9 protein-coding genes and 1 pseudogene are annotated in these 16,919 nt (G+C 53.7%); 7 read left to right on the top strand and 3 right to left on the bottom strand.

The features are described 5' to 3' along the window. The first annotated feature begins 18 nt into the window (after positions 1-18). The 5 genes from JCM25143_RS17815 (at position 19) to JCM25143_RS21430 (ending at position 6,872) form a co-directional block, all read left to right on the top strand. Positions 19-1,158 carry an AIPR family protein gene (locus tag JCM25143_RS17815; RefSeq protein WP_199897849.1) on the top strand — a complete coding sequence of 380 codons (1,140 nt, stop codon included), beginning with the start codon at positions 19-21 and terminating at the stop codon, positions 1,156-1,158. A gap of 208 nt (positions 1,159-1,366) precedes the next feature. Next, positions 1,367-1,714 carry a hypothetical protein gene (locus JCM25143_RS23815; RefSeq protein WP_234395105.1) on the top strand — a complete coding sequence of 116 codons (348 nt, stop codon included), beginning with the start codon at positions 1,367-1,369 and terminating at the stop codon, positions 1,712-1,714. 718 nt (positions 1,715-2,432) lie between these two features. Then, complete coding sequence (locus JCM25143_RS07535) at positions 2,433-3,551, top strand: hypothetical protein (RefSeq protein WP_025860601.1); 1,119 nt, start codon at positions 2,433-2,435, stop codon at positions 3,549-3,551. Positions 3,552-3,952: 401 nt separating this feature from the next. Continuing rightward, the gene (locus JCM25143_RS07530) at positions 3,953-5,386 is read left to right on the top strand and encodes a site-specific integrase (protein WP_025860599.1); all 1,434 of its coding nucleotides are present in this window, start codon (positions 3,953-3,955) and stop codon (positions 5,384-5,386) included. Between the two features lie 472 nt (positions 5,387-5,858). Continuing rightward, the gene (locus JCM25143_RS21430) at positions 5,859-6,872 is read left to right on the top strand and encodes a replication protein RepA (protein WP_081773522.1); all 1,014 of its coding nucleotides are present in this window, start codon (positions 5,859-5,861) and stop codon (positions 6,870-6,872) included. Here JCM25143_RS21430 and repB read toward each other — a convergent pair. Together repB and repA are read right to left on the bottom strand one after the other, a co-directional pair. Then, positions 6,869-7,873, bottom strand: coding sequence for a plasmid partitioning protein RepB (gene repB, locus JCM25143_RS21425; protein ID WP_081773519.1), 1,005 nt, complete (start codon positions 7,871-7,873; stop codon positions 6,869-6,871). The genes JCM25143_RS21430 and repB overlap by 4 nt on opposite strands. 63 nt (positions 7,874-7,936) lie before the next feature. Further along, complete coding sequence (repA, locus tag JCM25143_RS07520) at positions 7,937-9,157, bottom strand: plasmid partitioning protein RepA (RefSeq protein ID WP_051543059.1); 1,221 nt, start codon at positions 9,155-9,157, stop codon at positions 7,937-7,939. Positions 9,158-9,527: 370 nt separating this feature from the next. Here repA and JCM25143_RS17805 point away from each other — a divergent pair. After that, a pseudogene (locus JCM25143_RS17805) lies at positions 9,528-14,654 on the top strand (DEAD/DEAH box helicase family protein). A gap of 335 nt (positions 14,655-14,989) precedes the next feature. After that, a complete protein-coding gene (locus JCM25143_RS17800) occupies positions 14,990-15,709 on the top strand; it encodes a phosphoadenosine phosphosulfate reductase domain-containing protein (RefSeq protein ID WP_234395104.1) in 720 nt (239 codons plus the stop codon). 85 nt (positions 15,710-15,794) lie between these two features. On the opposite strand, the gene JCM25143_RS20750 is transcribed toward JCM25143_RS17800, so the two are convergent. Further along, a partial coding sequence (locus tag JCM25143_RS20750; protein WP_234395103.1) for a phospholipase D family protein occupies positions 15,795-16,919 on the bottom strand: 1,125 nt, incomplete at its 5' end.

Below are 16,919 nucleotides of genomic sequence, written 5' to 3'. Positions count from 1 at the left end.
ATTAGGAAGCTAACAGTTATGCATCGTATCGTTCAGTCGCATCTGAATAATTTTAGTGAAAATTTTGGGTGCGGGGCGATGTCGCTCTCAATGCAGTTCGAACGATTCTGCAGCTACAGCATTCTCTCGTCCCGATACTCAACTGACTTTGAACTGGACGACGTTTGCACTGGCGAAGACGATGACGGAATCGATGGAGTGGCAATCGCTATTGATGAAATGCCTTGCCCTTCTTCCGAGGATGCGAAAGTAATCTTTGAAGAACAAAGACGAAATCGCGATGTCGACACTGTTTTTATCCAAGCGAAAAGCAGTGAACGTTTTGATCTAGGTGACTTCTTGAAGTTTAAGGAAGGTGTACTGCGCTTTGTCTCTGGTGAAGATTACCACGTTTCGGATTCGATACTTGTTGAGGCAAAGGGAACTTTCGATGAGGTCATCCAAAATGTACCAAAGGTTAGAAATGGCAAGCCGTCAATATACGCTTACTATGTCACTACCGGGCTCTATCAAGCCCCCCAAGAGATTGAGCAGGCCAGACTGGAATTTGAGCGTCAACTTACTCAGTCAGGGTACTTCCACGTTGTTGCAGTGAGCATTCTTGGGAGAGACGAACTTACGAAGCTTTGGGTGGGGACTTATTCAGGAACACAAGCCAGTCTAAGTGCCTTTAGCAATGCTGCTCTCCCTCCAATCTCAGGAATCGATGAGGCATACCTTGCAGTTGTAAAAGGCGTCGATTTGGTTGACAAACTTCTGATTACTGAGGACGGAAATTTGCGTGGTCAGGTTTTTGAAGAAAACGTTCGCGCCTATTTGGGTGACGAGAATCCCGTCAATAGGTCGATATCTGAAACAATTCACTCCCTTTCTGCCTCACGTTTCCCCGTGTTGAACAATGGTGTGACCATTGTCAGTCCCGATGTTCAGCTTCAGGGAAACGTCTTCCATCTACGGAATTTCCAAATCGTCAATGGATGTCAAACTTCGAATGTCCTGTTTGAGAACCGGGCTGCTCTTGGCGATTTAATGGTAAATGTTAAAATTGTAGAGACTCAAGATGAGGACGTTTTCGCTGAGTTGGTGCGTGCGACGAACAGTCAGTCTAAAGTAGACGATGCACAATTCCTTTCTCTCAAACCCGTTGTACGAAGTTGAGCAATATTTCGAGTCCATCGATACCAGTGATATCGAAAAAAAGCTCTACCTCGAGCGGCGCGACAGGCAATATGTAGGTCAGGATATTCCGGCACTTAGAATTTACTCCCTCCATAATGCTGTAAAATGCGTAGCCGCAATGTTTTGCATGAGGCCCGAGCTAGCATTCAGGTATCCCAAGCAAATGTACTCAGATCTGGGTGATACAATGTTCGCGAACGATGTTAAAGAACAGGTGTATTATGCTGCTTCCTTAACGATGCACAGGTTTAATCTTCTTGTTTCAAATGGAACGATCCCGCAAAATATGAAACGGTTCAAATGGCACATTCTTGCTATAGTACGTGCGATAGTTTGCGGGCGCGATAGCTGCAAGCTTAGCTCGAAGGAAGCCGTCAAACAGTCCAATCAAATAATTGAGATAATGGGCTCACATGGTCAGGAAGCGACAACAACCTTTCAAAAGGCCGCTGATATTTGTAATGGTCTAGGCGAGGTAACAAATGACCGATTGAAACGACAAGCTGTGCTAACAGATATGCTTAACGCCCTTTAAATATTTCTTATATATTTCGGTGGTTTTACAACGCAGATGTTTAAATCCCTTCGAAAATTTATAATTGCAGTCTAATTCTGTTTGTATGTGCGACGGAAACTGGCGGCTAATTTAGCCGTCAGTTCGGACGGTCTCCACCTGTGTTGTCTAACCATCGCAAATACTTCAGCTCTCGCGCTGGTGCCGATCGAAGGACATAGTGAAACGAATGGCAGAAAACATGTCTTGGCGCACCAAATCGGACAAACTGATCCCCCTCCCCTACTGCCGACATAAGCGCAGCAGAAATCAGCTCTTAACATCCACCCAAAACTCACTTGCCATTTTTTATCATTAACTAGTGAATTTTTCTGGTCTGAATAGAAGATTATCCATATTAAATGGATTCATAATGCACTGATAAACCAGCGTTCTAATTATCATTATCTTCTGGTTTTCGACACCGGATCAGGTCGCCAGACAAGTGTCTCGGGGCATGCCCCCGAGACACTTGTCATACCATCAACCCCAAGTCATAAAAAACGGGAACTCTGCTTTTGAGTGAATACAAAAAGGGGGTCACGCCAAACGTGGTCGCTCCAACTGATTCTGGCGGCTTATTCCTGCCCGAGCCTTTATTAATGCTAGTTCGGTCACTTCACTTAACACAGAACATCTGCCTAACCGTGGCTTTGACTTGACCAGAGTCAACTGGGATAATTGGGAGTAATGTAGCGCTATGAGCGAAAAACTAAGTCCTGTAGAAGAACTTAAACAACGCAAAGATATCGGTGCGGTTGTTGATGTCAACTTATTGCCTGACGGCCCTCTCAAGGCACTATACATCCGTCTTCTTGCAATAGCCTACCGACGGATTTATGTGAATTCAAATTTTACGCGGCCCGAAATTTGGCAGAATACGCATGTACACATCTCTATGGATCGTGCGTTGGGAGCAAAGTCAACGAGCATGCCAAACTGGAACCATATTATAATAAACGACGGTCTAATTGCACAACTGGTATGGGATGCATACAGAGTTGGACATAACTCAGAATTTTTCTCGGGGTTCAATGACGAAGTGAATAGCCAAGAAACTAATTACTCATCTAAAATTGATTTAAAATCCATTTCTCCAGAAAACTTTCTCAACGATTTTGCGAGTTATCAGGTCGAAAACGAGCGGAGAAATAGCTTGGTTCAAGCCTTGATTACCGTAAGCTTTTTATTTGTTATCGACCATGAGTACCGCCACCTTGCCGCTCACCATGAATTCCTAAGCAGTTCCACGGAAACTCCAGACCGTCTAACGATGCAAGCGCTCGAACTTGATTCGGATACATTCGCAAGCAACCGGTGGGTCCACATGCTTATCGGAACGGATAAAACCCTGAGTGACAACGAAACCAAAGAGGCGATTACTATACTAAGTGAACAGGATAGACAAATTACTTATGTATTTTTCTTGTACGCCCTATTTTGCGGCTTTCGCGGGTTAGGTCAGGCTGACTGGGAGACGACAAGTTTTAGTTTTAATTCCACTCATCCTCCGACATCATTCCGATTCAAAATCATAATTGCAGTTTTATTTGACCACCTCGAAGCAAATAAATCCAATTCAGAATTAGATGTCCTAAAAACGATTTTACCTGTAGTTTGGCCGTTGTTGGAATTTCTCTATAACCAAAATAGCGGTCCGCCATTACTTAATGCTCTTGGAAACGCGAATTCTGATGAAGCTAATGTTCTTTTCGAAAAACTGTATAAGAAATGGCGCGACCTTATTATCTCAAAGTCCATCACTGACTGGATCGGCGATTTTCCTCCAGCCTACGAGGATTTTGCCAAGGATATTTGAGCGTCTTCATCGAGGTTGCAACCCAGCTGGAGGGTAAAGTTGTGCCGTTTTTTCTGGACAGGGTGATAAGCTCAGCCTGACCTGAGGAATGGGACCACTTCATTCTGCTTAAAGACTTTTGCGATTTGCGCTAAATATTGTCTATGGTACGCGTACCGATCAGTTCAGAGTTACCAATCTACCTAGGTGTTTTGTCCCTCCTTTCATATGCATAGCTTCCAGCAGTGAGTCGTCGCGATAGCTATTCGAGTTTTTTCTGGAAAGCTGACCTTCTACGTTCTCCCCATGCCGGTCTGCAAGAAAGACGGCATGCTGTGAAAAATACGGTAACCGCTTAGCGTCGTGAGCTACTACACTGAGTGTGAGACACACAGGGTAGTAGCAAGCACGAGGCTCCGTTTATGCTGGATGACGTTATTGTCCACGGTCGAAAAGATCGGGCGTTCGCTACCCTGTTCGACCGGTGTGACCGGATTACCCGACACCGTCTGACTGAGGTAGGTTCAGTAGCCGACACGCTGCCGGACATTCTTGCTACAGCCCGTTTCTCCCCAGGACTGGAATTACGCCTGTCCGGTATCAGACTTGCCGGGAGCAACACAGACGATCTAGCGATTGCTCATGATGTGCCGTTCGCGGCCCGTGCCCGCGCACTAGCCGCAGAGCGGATCGGTGTGGCACCAGATGACCCCTCACTGTTTCTTACCCTGCATCTCAGTTCAGCTCCGTATTTTCTGGCACGTTACAAACAAGCACACAGCGACGCTATCGCCCAATCTGACACGCCCCCTCCCCTGCCGTCCCCAGCAGGCCAGACGCCCGGCATCATTGTACGATGGTTTGATGCCTCTCTGGGCAGAGCCGTTCCTCAACGTGATGGCTCCCTTGAAACCGCGCGCGATAGTGCCTCAGCCTACGCTTTACAGGCCAAGGCAGATAACACACGCAAAGCCTATCGCGCCGGTGTCCGGGCATGGTGTGCCTGGGCGGATCGTCATGCCCTTCCCTGCCTCCCTGCACGGTCGGCCGACATTGCCGCATTTCTGGCAGACGAAAGAGGTCGAGGCCTTGCTCCGGCAACACTGGAGTTGCGACGGGCCGCGATCACCTATCTTCACCGTCTGGCAGGCTGTGCCGTTCCCACCGCTGACGCCGCTATCGGCGAAACCATGACGGGGATTAGGCGCACCGCCGCAAGGGATGGCTTTACGCCGCGCCGCAAGGCCGCGGCGACGCAGGATGTGCTGGCGACAATCATCAATGCGATAGACCTCAGCAAGCTATCTGGGATGCGGGATCGGGCTTTGCTTCTCGTGGGGTTTTATGGCGCGTTCCGGCGTTCGGAGCTGGCCAGCATCGAGATCCGCCATGTAGCCTTGGTCAGTAAAGGCTTGCTTGTCACCCTTCCCCAGTCCAAGGCCGACAGGCAAGGCAAAGGCGTTGAGATCGCCCTCCCCTACACTCAGGACCAGTATTGCCCGGTAAAGGCATACGGAGCCTGGTTGGCCGTGTCAGGCATACAGGCTGGCCCCGTCTTTCGCCGCGTCCGCAAAGAAGGAGCCGTGGCTTTTCCAGACGACGTGCGCGCTGTTGGAGCGCAGCCTCTGACAGATCGCTCGATCGCCCGCATCATCCAGGCTCGGGCCAGTGCCGCCGGTCTGGAAGGAAAGACCTTTGGCGGGCACAGCCTGAAACGGGGGGCGCTGACGACCGGAATGGATGCTGGTGCGCATCCTGTTAAACTCAAGCGCCTAGCGCGACACGCAACATACGCTGCTCTGGGAGACTACCTCGAACTGGGAGATCCGTTTGATGGGCATGCGTTGGTTGAGTAGCGCAACCGCAAAGCGACGTCAGTTGTGTTTATTGCCGACAATAGATTGTCCATCATCTGCATAGTCGATTCGTCGCCTATGTGTTTAATGCCTGCACTCATCCCATGATGGTTAGTGTTTTTTGCCGACAGTTTTTTTCCCCACGTTCCATGTGTTAATTGTCTACGATACATAGTTTCGTAGTGACCCCACGTCTGATCTCATGTGTTTTTTGCCGACAGCACTAATTCTGATATTTTTAGAAATGCTTTAAAAACAGCAGGTTGTAATGTTTTCCACGTGTTTTTTGCCTACGAAACAATAAATAATATAGAACAATAAAAGGTTGTTTCGTCTGCAATGAACACACCAACAGTGAAGACCGTAAGCAAAAAACACAAGTCATTCGCCTGTAAGCAATGAACACATCGACATCTGCGTTAACTAAGTCACATGCTATGCAACAGTCAGATTGTGCATAATGAGAAACAACATGGATCAATGCCCGCCGCATCCAGATTTGTTTGTATCCATACACAAGCTGGTAGAAGAACACGGAACTCAAAAAGCGCTTGAGATAGTCGACCATTTTTCAGCGGGCAGAGACGTCGCATCTCCACCTAGCGTGTACGACGCTTTGGCCGGAAGGGCTGGCCGGAAAATTGTTGACGCTGTTTCATCTTCCCTTGTTCGAGAAGCCGAGGGCGTTTCAGAGATCGGGTATAGCTATAGTGCTTGGTGTCTAGCTGGCTTACCCCATCGTGAACGTAAGCCAGGTGAAGATTGGTTGATCAAAACCGACTATGCACAGCTTCTTGTTAGGCCAGGTGTCCGTCTGCGTGACGACGACAGCAGAGAGGATTTGTCCGTACCATCAGGCTCGATTGCGCGGCTGCTGCTTATCGACTGGCAGTCTGAAGCCTTTGAACACAACTCTAGAGAAATTAATCTCGGCAGAAGCCCGGCAGCACTTCTTAATAGGTTGGGATTAAGTCGCGGCGGACCTGTAACCAAGAAATTAGTCGAACAAATTGAGCGCCTAGCTACATGTACCGTAGATTTTCGATTTGGAACCGACCGAGAAGCCGTAGTGGTAAACGAACGGTTGGTCGAAGCATTTAAATATGTTGGCGAAGTAGACCCAAGAACCAAGCGTACAACACGAATGATCGAAAAAATAGTGTTGTCCGAGGCGTTCTACAATGAACTTAAACGGCACCCAATACTTGTTGATCGAGCGGCGATCCGCGACATACAAACATCCCCACGAGCGATTGACGCTTATTTGTGGCTTGCATTTAGGCTCCATGCGCTGCAATCGGATGCCTTGGTTTCATGGGCCGCTTTATGGCGCCAATTCGGCAGAGAATTTAAGACGCTGCGATCTTTTAAAGCTGAATTCCAAGAGCCTCTGGCATTAGCTTTGGCTGCATATCGAGCAGCCAAAGTAAGAATTAGCGAAAAGGGGCTATATCTCTCCCCCTCTCCTCCACCTATCCAGCGTTAATTTTCACCACTCTGAAACTTCTTGTAAAGAGCGGGCAGTTCATCAATCAAAAACTGGCTGAATGTCGATCCCATTTCCGGATTAACATCAATGACTGCCCGACTTTTTCGTAAGCTAAACTGAATAGAAACATTTTTATCATCAGAAACCCAGTCGCTCTGCTTGTCAGAAGAAGCAGCCGAAACTCCCACTTTTTTAGATGCTTCTTTTAGCACCGCTTTAAAACGGTCATCGCGAACGATTGTCTTGGCTCGGTCCGTTTGTAGCCAATGAACACATCTTTCAACCACGATTGGATCTCGGAAAAGATCGCTGAGAGCTTGCCAGCGTGTTCTTCCTATGGACGGAGACCGCCCTACATAATCCACAACGGCACCTGGAATGCTCTCGACTATTGTAAGCATGCGTGACAGCAGGGTCTTATCAACCCCCAATGCCGACATGACAGTAGCTCTGTCATAACCTTTTGCGTTCAAGTTTTGGGCAAACAACGCACGTTCTAAAAATGACAAATCCGTTCGCATGCTGTTTTCTTGGCCCAGAGCAACCACTAATTCGTGGTCGGTCATGTCCTTTACAGATGCTTTAACAGCACGGTGGAGTTCGCGGCATATCATTACCCGCCGGTGACCAAATGCTATTTGATAGCGGCCTGTCACAGTTGGATGGGGTCGTACTAAAATAGGACTCAGTTGCCCAGATTTTTCAATGGCTGCTTTTAACTCCTCGTAACCATCATCTTTGGTCTCAAGGCGATCCCTAACGAAAGCGTCGTCAATAAGCTGTGGATCTATCTCAACAATAACAGTTCCTGCTTTCAGGGCTTTTTCTAACTCATCTGCTTTGCTTGCAGTTTCTGCTAAACTGCCTAAGCTTTTTGCTACCGAGCCTAACGCTCCTCCTGTTCTGAATGTTTGCGAGGGCCGCACATGTTGTGCGGTATTCAACGCGTCTGAGGAACCGATGGGAGGAATTAAGCCAAGCGTGTTTTTTCTTGCCATGATCGAAGACCTTCTAACTGGGTGAAGTTGACAGATGTCAACAAAGCTAAAGGAAGGAGAGGCTTAACTTCTTCCCCATGAGCTAAAAATTAGGTCTCTGATCTCACCATTCACCGCGTTCACGGATTCTAGCGCTCGGTCATAAGTGGCGCCCGTAAATTGCCGCCTCTCAATCTCAAAAACTGTTTGCTTGGTTATCGCTGCGTCAGACACTGCAGTGCTTTTCAACATGGGAAATTTGAGCACATGATCTCCGAAAAGAGATCTCATAAATCCAGCCATATTCGTTTGCGGCGCGTCGGAAGGCTCAAACCGGGTCATTAAATATCGAACCCAATTGTAGGACACATTTCCCCCAGCATTCCGTAGATGTGTCATTACATCGCTCATCATAAGCAGGAATTGACACATGGACATCACGTCAAGCATCTGGGGGTGAACTGTGATAAGAAGCCCAGTAGCTGCACACACAGCAGACATTGTTAGGTATCCAAGTTGAGGCGGGCAGTCGATAATGACCACATCATAATTATCTTGCACGTCTTCTAACGCAGCATCGACCCGTGAAAAGAAGATCGCACCAGCTTGATCAGACGATGCCAAAAACCGTGGCGTTTCGTATTCAAATTCGGACAGCTCAATATTCCCGGGCACAATATCAAGCCCTGGGAAATTTGTTTTCCTGATTAATTCCGACATGGGACGTCGATTGTCGTCGTATCTTATCGCGCCATATAATGTCTCATTTTCATGCACATCAAACTCCGGCTGAAAGCCATGCAGCGCCGATAAGCTGGCTTGTGGGTCAAGATCAATCGCCAACACACGCAGCCCATCTAAAGCTAATCCTTGAGCTAGATGGGCCGCTGACGTTGTCTTTCCACTTCCGCCTTTGAAATTCACCACAGCAATCACTTGCAGTTCTTCTGTCGCCGTGCGTGTCGGCATATATCTCCGACCATTGCGCGCGTTGGAGTCCAAATATTCGCGCAACTCTAGTATTTGGTCAGCGCTATAAGATCGACGGCCACCGTTGCCTATTTCTGGAATGGGGCCTTTCCCTTCTAATGCGAGGTTCCTCAAATATCCTGGCTTCAACCCAAGTATTTTCGCAACCTCGCCAATTTGAAATGATCGTAGAGTTTTCTGCGCCATGGGAGGGAATAATTCCATCCGGTGAGCTTGAAGCTGACTTGAAAGTGCGCGGGCTTGATCAGACAGTAGCACGTCAAGCGTGTTGCTATCATCTGTATTGCTTATATCGGCCAAGGTCGTTTCCCTCATCAACATGCGCCACAATGCGCCGGGTGCGGTATATAGTATCGAAGAATTATAATAGCGCATTTTATGGTGTTGTTGACATCTGTCAACTAAAAACAGAAACGAAGTTGACAGATGTCAACAACCAACAAAAAAACTCCGACCAGCCTGAGCGCCGTGCGCAAAGGGTGGGTCGGTCTGCCTGAAGTCAGCCCGATCCCGGCGCAGGCGCCGCCTTTGCCCCCGTCCCACAGGCCCGGTTCCGGAGACAGCATGCAGAAGAAAATCTGACGCGAGACAGCGCTCAGTCCCCTTCCCTGCTGTTGTCCCATCCTCCCCGATCACCGCCTCGTCCCAGACGCAGGCGGCGTTCGGCGTTTGTCCGGAGCCTTCCATGTCCCTGTTCGGTGATCAGCTCAGCCTGTTCTCTTCCTCGTCCCTCAGTGGCGCCTCAGACCTGTTCTGGGGGGAGCTTGAAGGCGAAGACAGCCCCTCCCCTCCCCCGTCGCAGAAACCCCACTGGTCATCCCCCAGACCGATTTCCGCCTGATGGGCACCCGTGGCCTTGCCACCAGCTGGAAAGACCGTGCGCGGGACAATATTGCGGCGATCAAGCTGCTGGGAACGCTTGAAACCGAAGACCGTAATGCAACCCCCGACGAGCAGGCTGTGCTGAGCCGTTTCATTGGCTTTGGGGCCGGTGAACTGGCCAACGCCCTCTTCCCCCGTGGCGGCGAGCCGTATCGGGCTGGATGGGAAAGCCTTGGTAAGGCGCTGGAAGCTGCCTGTAGCGAGACGGAGCATGCCGCCCTCGCCCGCTCCACCCAGTATGCCCATTACACCCCGGAACATATAGTCACCGCCATCTGGGACATGCTCATGAAGCGTGGCTTTCAGGGTGGCTCCGTTCTGGAACCCGGCTGCGGCATCGGGCAGTTCATCGCCCTCAGGCCCGAACGGCTCGAAGGCCGGATTGCCTTTACCGGCATTGAGATGGACAGCATCGCGGCCCGTATCGCCCGTAAGCTCTATCCCAAACAGTGGATCAGTCGGAAGACTTCACCAAGGCCACGCTCGCCAGTGACTACGATCTGGCCATCGGCAATCCGCCGTTCTCCAACCGTCTGGTCAACACGCCTGAACAGCGGGATCTGCGCGGCTTCAGTCTCCATGACTGGTTCCTCGCGCGCTCACTCAGTGCCCTGCGCCCCGGTGGTTTTGCCGCCTTCGTGACCTCACGCCACACGCTGGACAAGAGCGAGCCAAAAGCGCGGCGGCACATCGCCGAAGAGGCTGACCTGCTGGGAGCTGTGCGTCTGCCCGCGGGCGCGATGAGTGCTGAGGCCGGTACCGAGGTCGTGCTCGATCTGCTGGTGTTCCGCAAGCGCATGATCGGTGAGCTGCCCGGCGATCAGGCCTGGCTGGAAACGGCGGTCGTGCCTGACAGTGATGAGGGGCGCGGCCCGTTATGGATCAACCGCTATTTCCTTGATAACCCCGCGCAGGTGCTAGGCCAGCATGGATGGGCTGGCAGTCAGTTCGGACTGGATTACTGCTGTCTGCCGGTGGCGGGTGTGGATCTGCAAACCGCCCTGCCGGAAGCTCTGGCCCGCATCGCCCCCGAAAGCCGGTTTCTGCCCCCTGTAGAGCAGCGTATTACGCGGCCCGAACTGGACGGGCTGTCCGTGGGCACAGCGGCTTCAGGGGCCGACCTGAAGGAAGGCAGCTATTATCTGCACAATCGTGTCCTGCATCAGGTCATTGGTGGCGCAGGTCAGGAAGTGCCGATCCGCAAGGGTGAGCAGAAAGACGGTCTGTTCCAGAAGCATGCGCGCATCATCGAAGCCATGATCCCCGTGCGGGACGCGGCCAAGGCGGTGCTACGCGCCCAGATGGACAACCAGCCTTTCGGGCGGCACCAGCATCGGCTGCGGCAGGCCTGGCAGAGCTTTACCCGCCAGTTCGGGCCGATCAACCTCACCAACACCACCGTCAGGGTGAACGCCACCACCGGCGAGGAAACCGAAAGCCGCCGCAGGCCCAACCTCCAGCCCTTCTATGATGATCCCGATGTCTGGCTGGTCTCTTCCATTGAAGAGTATGATGAGGCGACCCAGACCGCACGGCCGGGGCCGCTGTTTACCGAGCGCGTCATCCATGCGCCGATCGAGCCAGAAATCCATTCCGCGCATGACGCGCTGGCCGTCTGCCTGCATGACCTGGGGCGTGTCGATCTGCCCCTGATCGCTGAGCTGACAGGCAGTAGCGTGATGAGGCGCTGACCGAACTGGGCGAGGCCGTTTATCTCGATCCCGAAGCCTCGCGCTTCGGTGGCGATGTATGGGTGGCGTCGGACGAGCTGCTGTCTGGGGCCGTGCGCACCAAGCTCGTGGCAGCCCGTGAGGCCGCGAAGAGCGACCCGCGTTTCGCGCGCACAGCGGCAGCACTGGAACGGGCCCAGCCTGAGGATCTGAGGCCGTCCGATATTACGGCGCGTCTGGGTGCGCCCTGGTTGCCTGTGAGTGACATCGTGGCCTTCACCCGCGAGGTGCTGGGGGTTGAGACCACCATCCACCATACCGCCGAGGTGGCCTGCTGGAGTGTCGACAAACGACCGTTCTTCGGGCGGGCCGAAGCGACCTCGGTCTGGGGCACGGAACGCCGTCACGCCGGAGAGCTGCTTGAAGATGCGCTCACACAGGCCTCTCCCAAAATCTGGGATACGGTCAGGGATTCAAACGGCAACGATACCCGTGTGCTGAATACGCAGGAAACCGAAGCCGCGAAGGAGAAGCTCGCCGCCATCCGGCAGGCGTTCCAGAACTGGGTCTGGCAGGATGCCGAGCGGGCTGACCGGCTGGTGCGCCTCTATAACGACACCTACAACAACCTCGTGCCGCGCCTGTTCAACGGCGCCCATCTGAAGCTGCCGGGTGCGAGCACCGTCATTGCCTTACGCGAACACCAGAAACGCGTGATCTGGCGGATCATCGCCGCGGGCAGCACCTATATCGCCCATGCCGTGGGGTCGGGAAAAACCTTCTCCATGTGCGCCGCCGTCATGGAACAGAAGCGCCTGGGGCTGGTCAGCAAGGCGATGATCGTGGTGCCGGGGCACTGCCTCGCCCAGATGGCCCGCGAGTTCCTGATGCTCTATCCCACAGCCAAAATCCTCGTGGCGGATGAGACGAACTTCGCCAAGGCCAAACGTCAGCGCTTTCTGGCGCGGGCCGGCACCGGCAACTGGGATGCGATCATCATCACCCATGACGCCTTCAAGTTCATTCCTGTGGAAGCGGCGTTCGAGCGCAGCATGATCGAGGATCAGATCGACGCCTACGAGACGCTGCTCTGTGAAATAGACAAAGACGACCGGCTGTCGCGCAAACGCATCGAGCACATGAAGGAGACGATGGAAGCCAGGCTCGAAGGGCTGGCGACCATCAAGGATGATCTGCTGCATCTGGGAGAACTGGGGATCGATCAGATCCTCGTGGATGAAGCCCAGCAGTTCCGCAAGCTGAGCTTCGCCACCAATCAGGGCGACCTCAAGGGCGTGGCTCCGGAAGGCTCGCAGCGCGCATGGGACCTCTTCGTCAAGGCCCGCTATCTGGAGCGGATCAATCCCGGCCGCGCACTGGTGCTGGCCTCTGGAAGCCCCATCACGAACACACTGGGCGAACTCTACTCCGTGCAGCGGTTTATGGCGCTCGATGCCCTGCGCAGCCGCGGCCTGCATGAGTTCGACGCCTGGGCGGCCAATTTCGGGGAAACCCGGACCGAACTCGAACTCCAGCCCAGTGGTCTCTACAAGCCCGTGACCCGCTTTACCGAGTTCGTCAATGTCGCGGACCTCATGGCGCTCTATCGTGACTTCGCCGATGTGGTGCAGCAGGACGATCTGCGCCGCTATGTGAGCCTGCCAGCCGTGCGCGGTGGGCACCGCCAGATTGTCGTGGCACCTGTTCATGCGCGCTTCCGTGCCTATCAGAAGACGCTGGCCGAGCGGATCACGGCGATTGAGAACCGTACCGGCAGGCCTCAGAAGGGCGACGACATCCTGCTCTCGGTCATGGGGGATGCCCGCCATGCCGCCCTCGATCTGCGCTTTGTTGGCTGGGGCCGGGCAGGGGAGGGGGAGGACAGCAAGCTCGACCTCATGATCCGCAATGTCTTCGCCATCTGGGAAGAGAGTGCGCAGAACCGTTACACCAATCCCGAGACGGGCCAGCCTTATGCGGTGCCGGGTGCGGTGCAGATGATTTTCTCGGACCTGGGCACGGTGGGGGCCGAGGGCAAGCGGGGCTTCTCCGCCTATCTGTGGATCCGTGACGAGCTGGTCCGCATGGGGGTGCCGCGCGAGCAGATCGCCTTCATGCAGGATTACAAAAAGGCGGAAGCCAAGCAGCGCCTGTTCGGCGATCTCAATGCCGGACACAAGCGCATCCTGATCGGCAGCACCCAGACCATGGGCACCGGGGTCAACGCCCAGCAGCGGCTTCTGGCCCTGCATCATCTGGATGTGCCCTGGCTGGTCTCCGACATCGTCCAGCGTGAGGGGCGCATCGAGCGGCAGGGCAACCAGAACCCGGAAATCCGGATTTTTGCCTATGCGCAGGAAGGCTCGGTGGATGCCACCAACTGGCAGTTGCTCGAACGCAAGCTGCGCTTCATCGCTCTGGCCATGTCCGGGGACCGCTCCATCCGCCGTGTGGAAGACCTGAATGGGGAAGGCAATCAGTTCGCCATGGCCAAGGCGCTGGCCTCGGGGGATATGCGCCTCATGCACAAAGCCGGTCTGGAGGCGGAACTCTCACGGCTCGAACGCCTCTATGCTGCCCATTACGACGACCAGTTCGCCGTGCGCCGGGCAGTCCAGCAGGCCGAGCGTGAGATTGCCTGGGCGCAGGCCCGGATTCCGCTGATCGAGGCCGATCTGGCCGCCCGTGTGGCCACACGCGGCGAGGCGTTCCGCTTCGAGACCGAGCGTGGTGTGATCACCGAGCGTGAGAAGGCCGGGGCGTTCCTGCTGGCCCAGATCCGTCTGGCCGTCAGGAACGCGCAGGAAGGCCGGTGGACGCTCGGACGTCTCGGGGGCTTCGCCGTCACGCTCGATGCCGTCAGCCGCCAGCGTTTTAGCGAGGACCGGCTGGTGACGGAGGCCGGGCTGTCTGTCGCTTTCGCGCATGCAACGGAGGATGTCACCGTGGACCAGGACACGAAACCGCTGGGGCTGGTGGCCCGGATCGAGAACCTTGTGCTGCGTCTTGATGCCGAACTGGCCGAGGCCCGGCGGATTGGCGAGGAGGCGGCCCGGCGTCTTCCGTCCTACCTCACGCGTCTCGATGTCCCGTTCCGTGAAAAGGCGCTGCTCGATGAGAAACGCACCGCATTGGCGGATCTCGAAGCCGATCTCGCGGCCACCAGTGGGGCAGGGGAGGAGGAGGCCCCGGCTAATGACGACATGCCCATGACCGACCCGATCAGGGAGGCAGACAGCCCCCTCAGGGACGCGGCCTGATTCCGCTCCGCCGTCCGGCGTCACAACGCCGGACGGCATACTGGAGCGAGTATGAAACCACACCCCTGAAAGGCGCTGCACCATGGAGCAGATCGACGTTAACAGCTACGAGAGGATCATTGTCGCCTGTAGTGGCGGCAAGGACAGTGTGGCGGCCCTGCTCCACCTATTGGACTGTGGCGCACCCATGGAGCGGATGGAACTGTGGCACCATGATGTGGACGGGCAGGGGGCGGCCTTTATGGACTGGCCTTCCACCACGCCCTATGTCCGCGCACTGGCGCAGCATTTTGGGGTGCCCTATTATCTGTCCTGGCGTGAGGGCGGATTGCAGGGTGAAATCCTGCGCGACGCTGTGCCCACCGCTGCCGTTCTGTGTGAGACCCCAGCAGCTCGTGCGCCGTGGCGGCGCAGGCCCCATTGGCACCCGCCTGCGCTTCCCGCAGGTCAGTGCGAGCCTCAGCACACGCTATTGCAGTGCGACGGCCAAGATCGATGTGGCCGACATGGCCCTGCGCGCGCAGGATCGTTTTCTGGGGCGGCGTACGCTGTTCGTCACCGGGGAGCGGGCCGAAGAAAGTCCGAACCGTGCGCGGTATACTGTGTTTGGCCCGCATCGCACGGATACGCGGGCGAGCCAGCGCCGGTGCAGGCATGTTGATCACTGGCGGCCCGTGCACGCATGGAACGAGGCTGCCATCTGGGCGATCCTGCAGCGCTATGGCGTCATCCCCGCACTTCCCTATCAACTGGGTTTCGGGCGGCTCTCCTGTGCGCTGTGTGTGTTCATGAGTGTGGATCAGGCGGCAACCCTGCGCCACATCATGCCCGAGCGTTTTGCTGCGCTGGCAGTGCTGGAGCAGCGTTTTGGTTGCACCATGAAGCGTGAATGTGGACTGCACCAGTATGCCGACAGGGGCCGGGTCTATGGGGCAGCGCTGGCTAGACCTGATCTTGTGGCCCGCGCACTGGAGCACCAGTGGCACGGGCCGATTGTGACTTCACGCTGGAGCATGCCCGCTGGCGCGTTTGGGGAGAGTGTGGGGCCGGGGTAGAACGAAACGCAAGTATGTTTGTTAAGAGATGAGCGTTGCCCAGTGAACTTTTTTAATAACGACAAACTCATAAATTTAAATGTAATTATTTCATAGAATCAAGATAAGGAGCTAATTCAGAAAGAGGAAAATTATAACAATTGTCTCCTTCGCCAACCATGCCAGATCGAACATAAGCATAGAAAGCAGCGCGAATTACGGCTACGTCTCTTGGAATTACCGTTATCCCTTCAATATCACTGATTTTAAATGCTGGGTGGAATGTCTGTCCGTTCAACTGAAAGTCAGGAAATTTTTTCACATCTCTACGGTAGATGCCTCCTCCTGATATCTGTCCGCGAGCCGGTCGTTCAAAATTGACTAAATACGCATCCTGCGCTTCGGTTGCCATGCTATCCCAATCCCAGTAAGTATCGAATATATCACCATATCTTCTCTTGGCTTCATCATCTGCGCTTTGGATTATATTTATATCTTCTTCCAAAACGACTTGATTATATACGACCATCCGTACATTTAGAGCATCAAGATGCTCGGGGGCGGAACGCAACACGTCAATAATATTACGTTCCCGGTATATTGCCGCAACTGCTGCGTCACTTTTCACGCGGGCGGCCCATGCCTCTTCTGCTTGACGTAGGTGACTATCTTCTATTTCTTTTGAATTAGTCCAAAAATCCTCAAACATTTCGACGATTTTATTATGACCATCTTCAAAAATAATATTTGCCTCTAACCACCCAGATTGTGAGCCATCACTGCCAAGGCCGTTTGTCGACATATTTGAAGAACCGAGAAAGCTAATTGTGTCGACTACGCCGATTTTAGCGTGAAGGGTGTTCAGTTGTCTTACCTCGGCACCCCGCTGAATGAGTTTGCGAATTTCACTTGGGTTTGTGCCGCCACCCACAAGATTACAGATAATACGTACCGATGCATCTTCGCGTATGCCGATCTCGTCGGCAGCGCCACGTCCCCAAAAGGCAACAGCGAAGCTTGCGCTGTTTGCAGTGTTCATCGCATATTTTACACGTTTACTGAGCTCTGGGCCGTCAACAAAAATGGGCATTTCCCTCTTTCCTTCAATATTTTGCGGCGCGCGCATTATTGAACGAAAGTTAGGGTAAAGAAAAATAGATGCAAGCATAGACAGAAGAAAAGGACGGCTGCCACAGCTTAAGCGGGCGCGCAAGCGCCAGGCAGTGCGCGA

Source organism: Acetobacter papayae JCM 25143, assembly GCF_000613285.1.
Lineage (GTDB): Bacteria > Pseudomonadota > Alphaproteobacteria > Acetobacterales > Acetobacteraceae > Acetobacter > Acetobacter papayae.
Note: the sequence above shows the minus strand (reverse complement) of the source record. Positions and strands in the feature narration are given on the sequence as shown.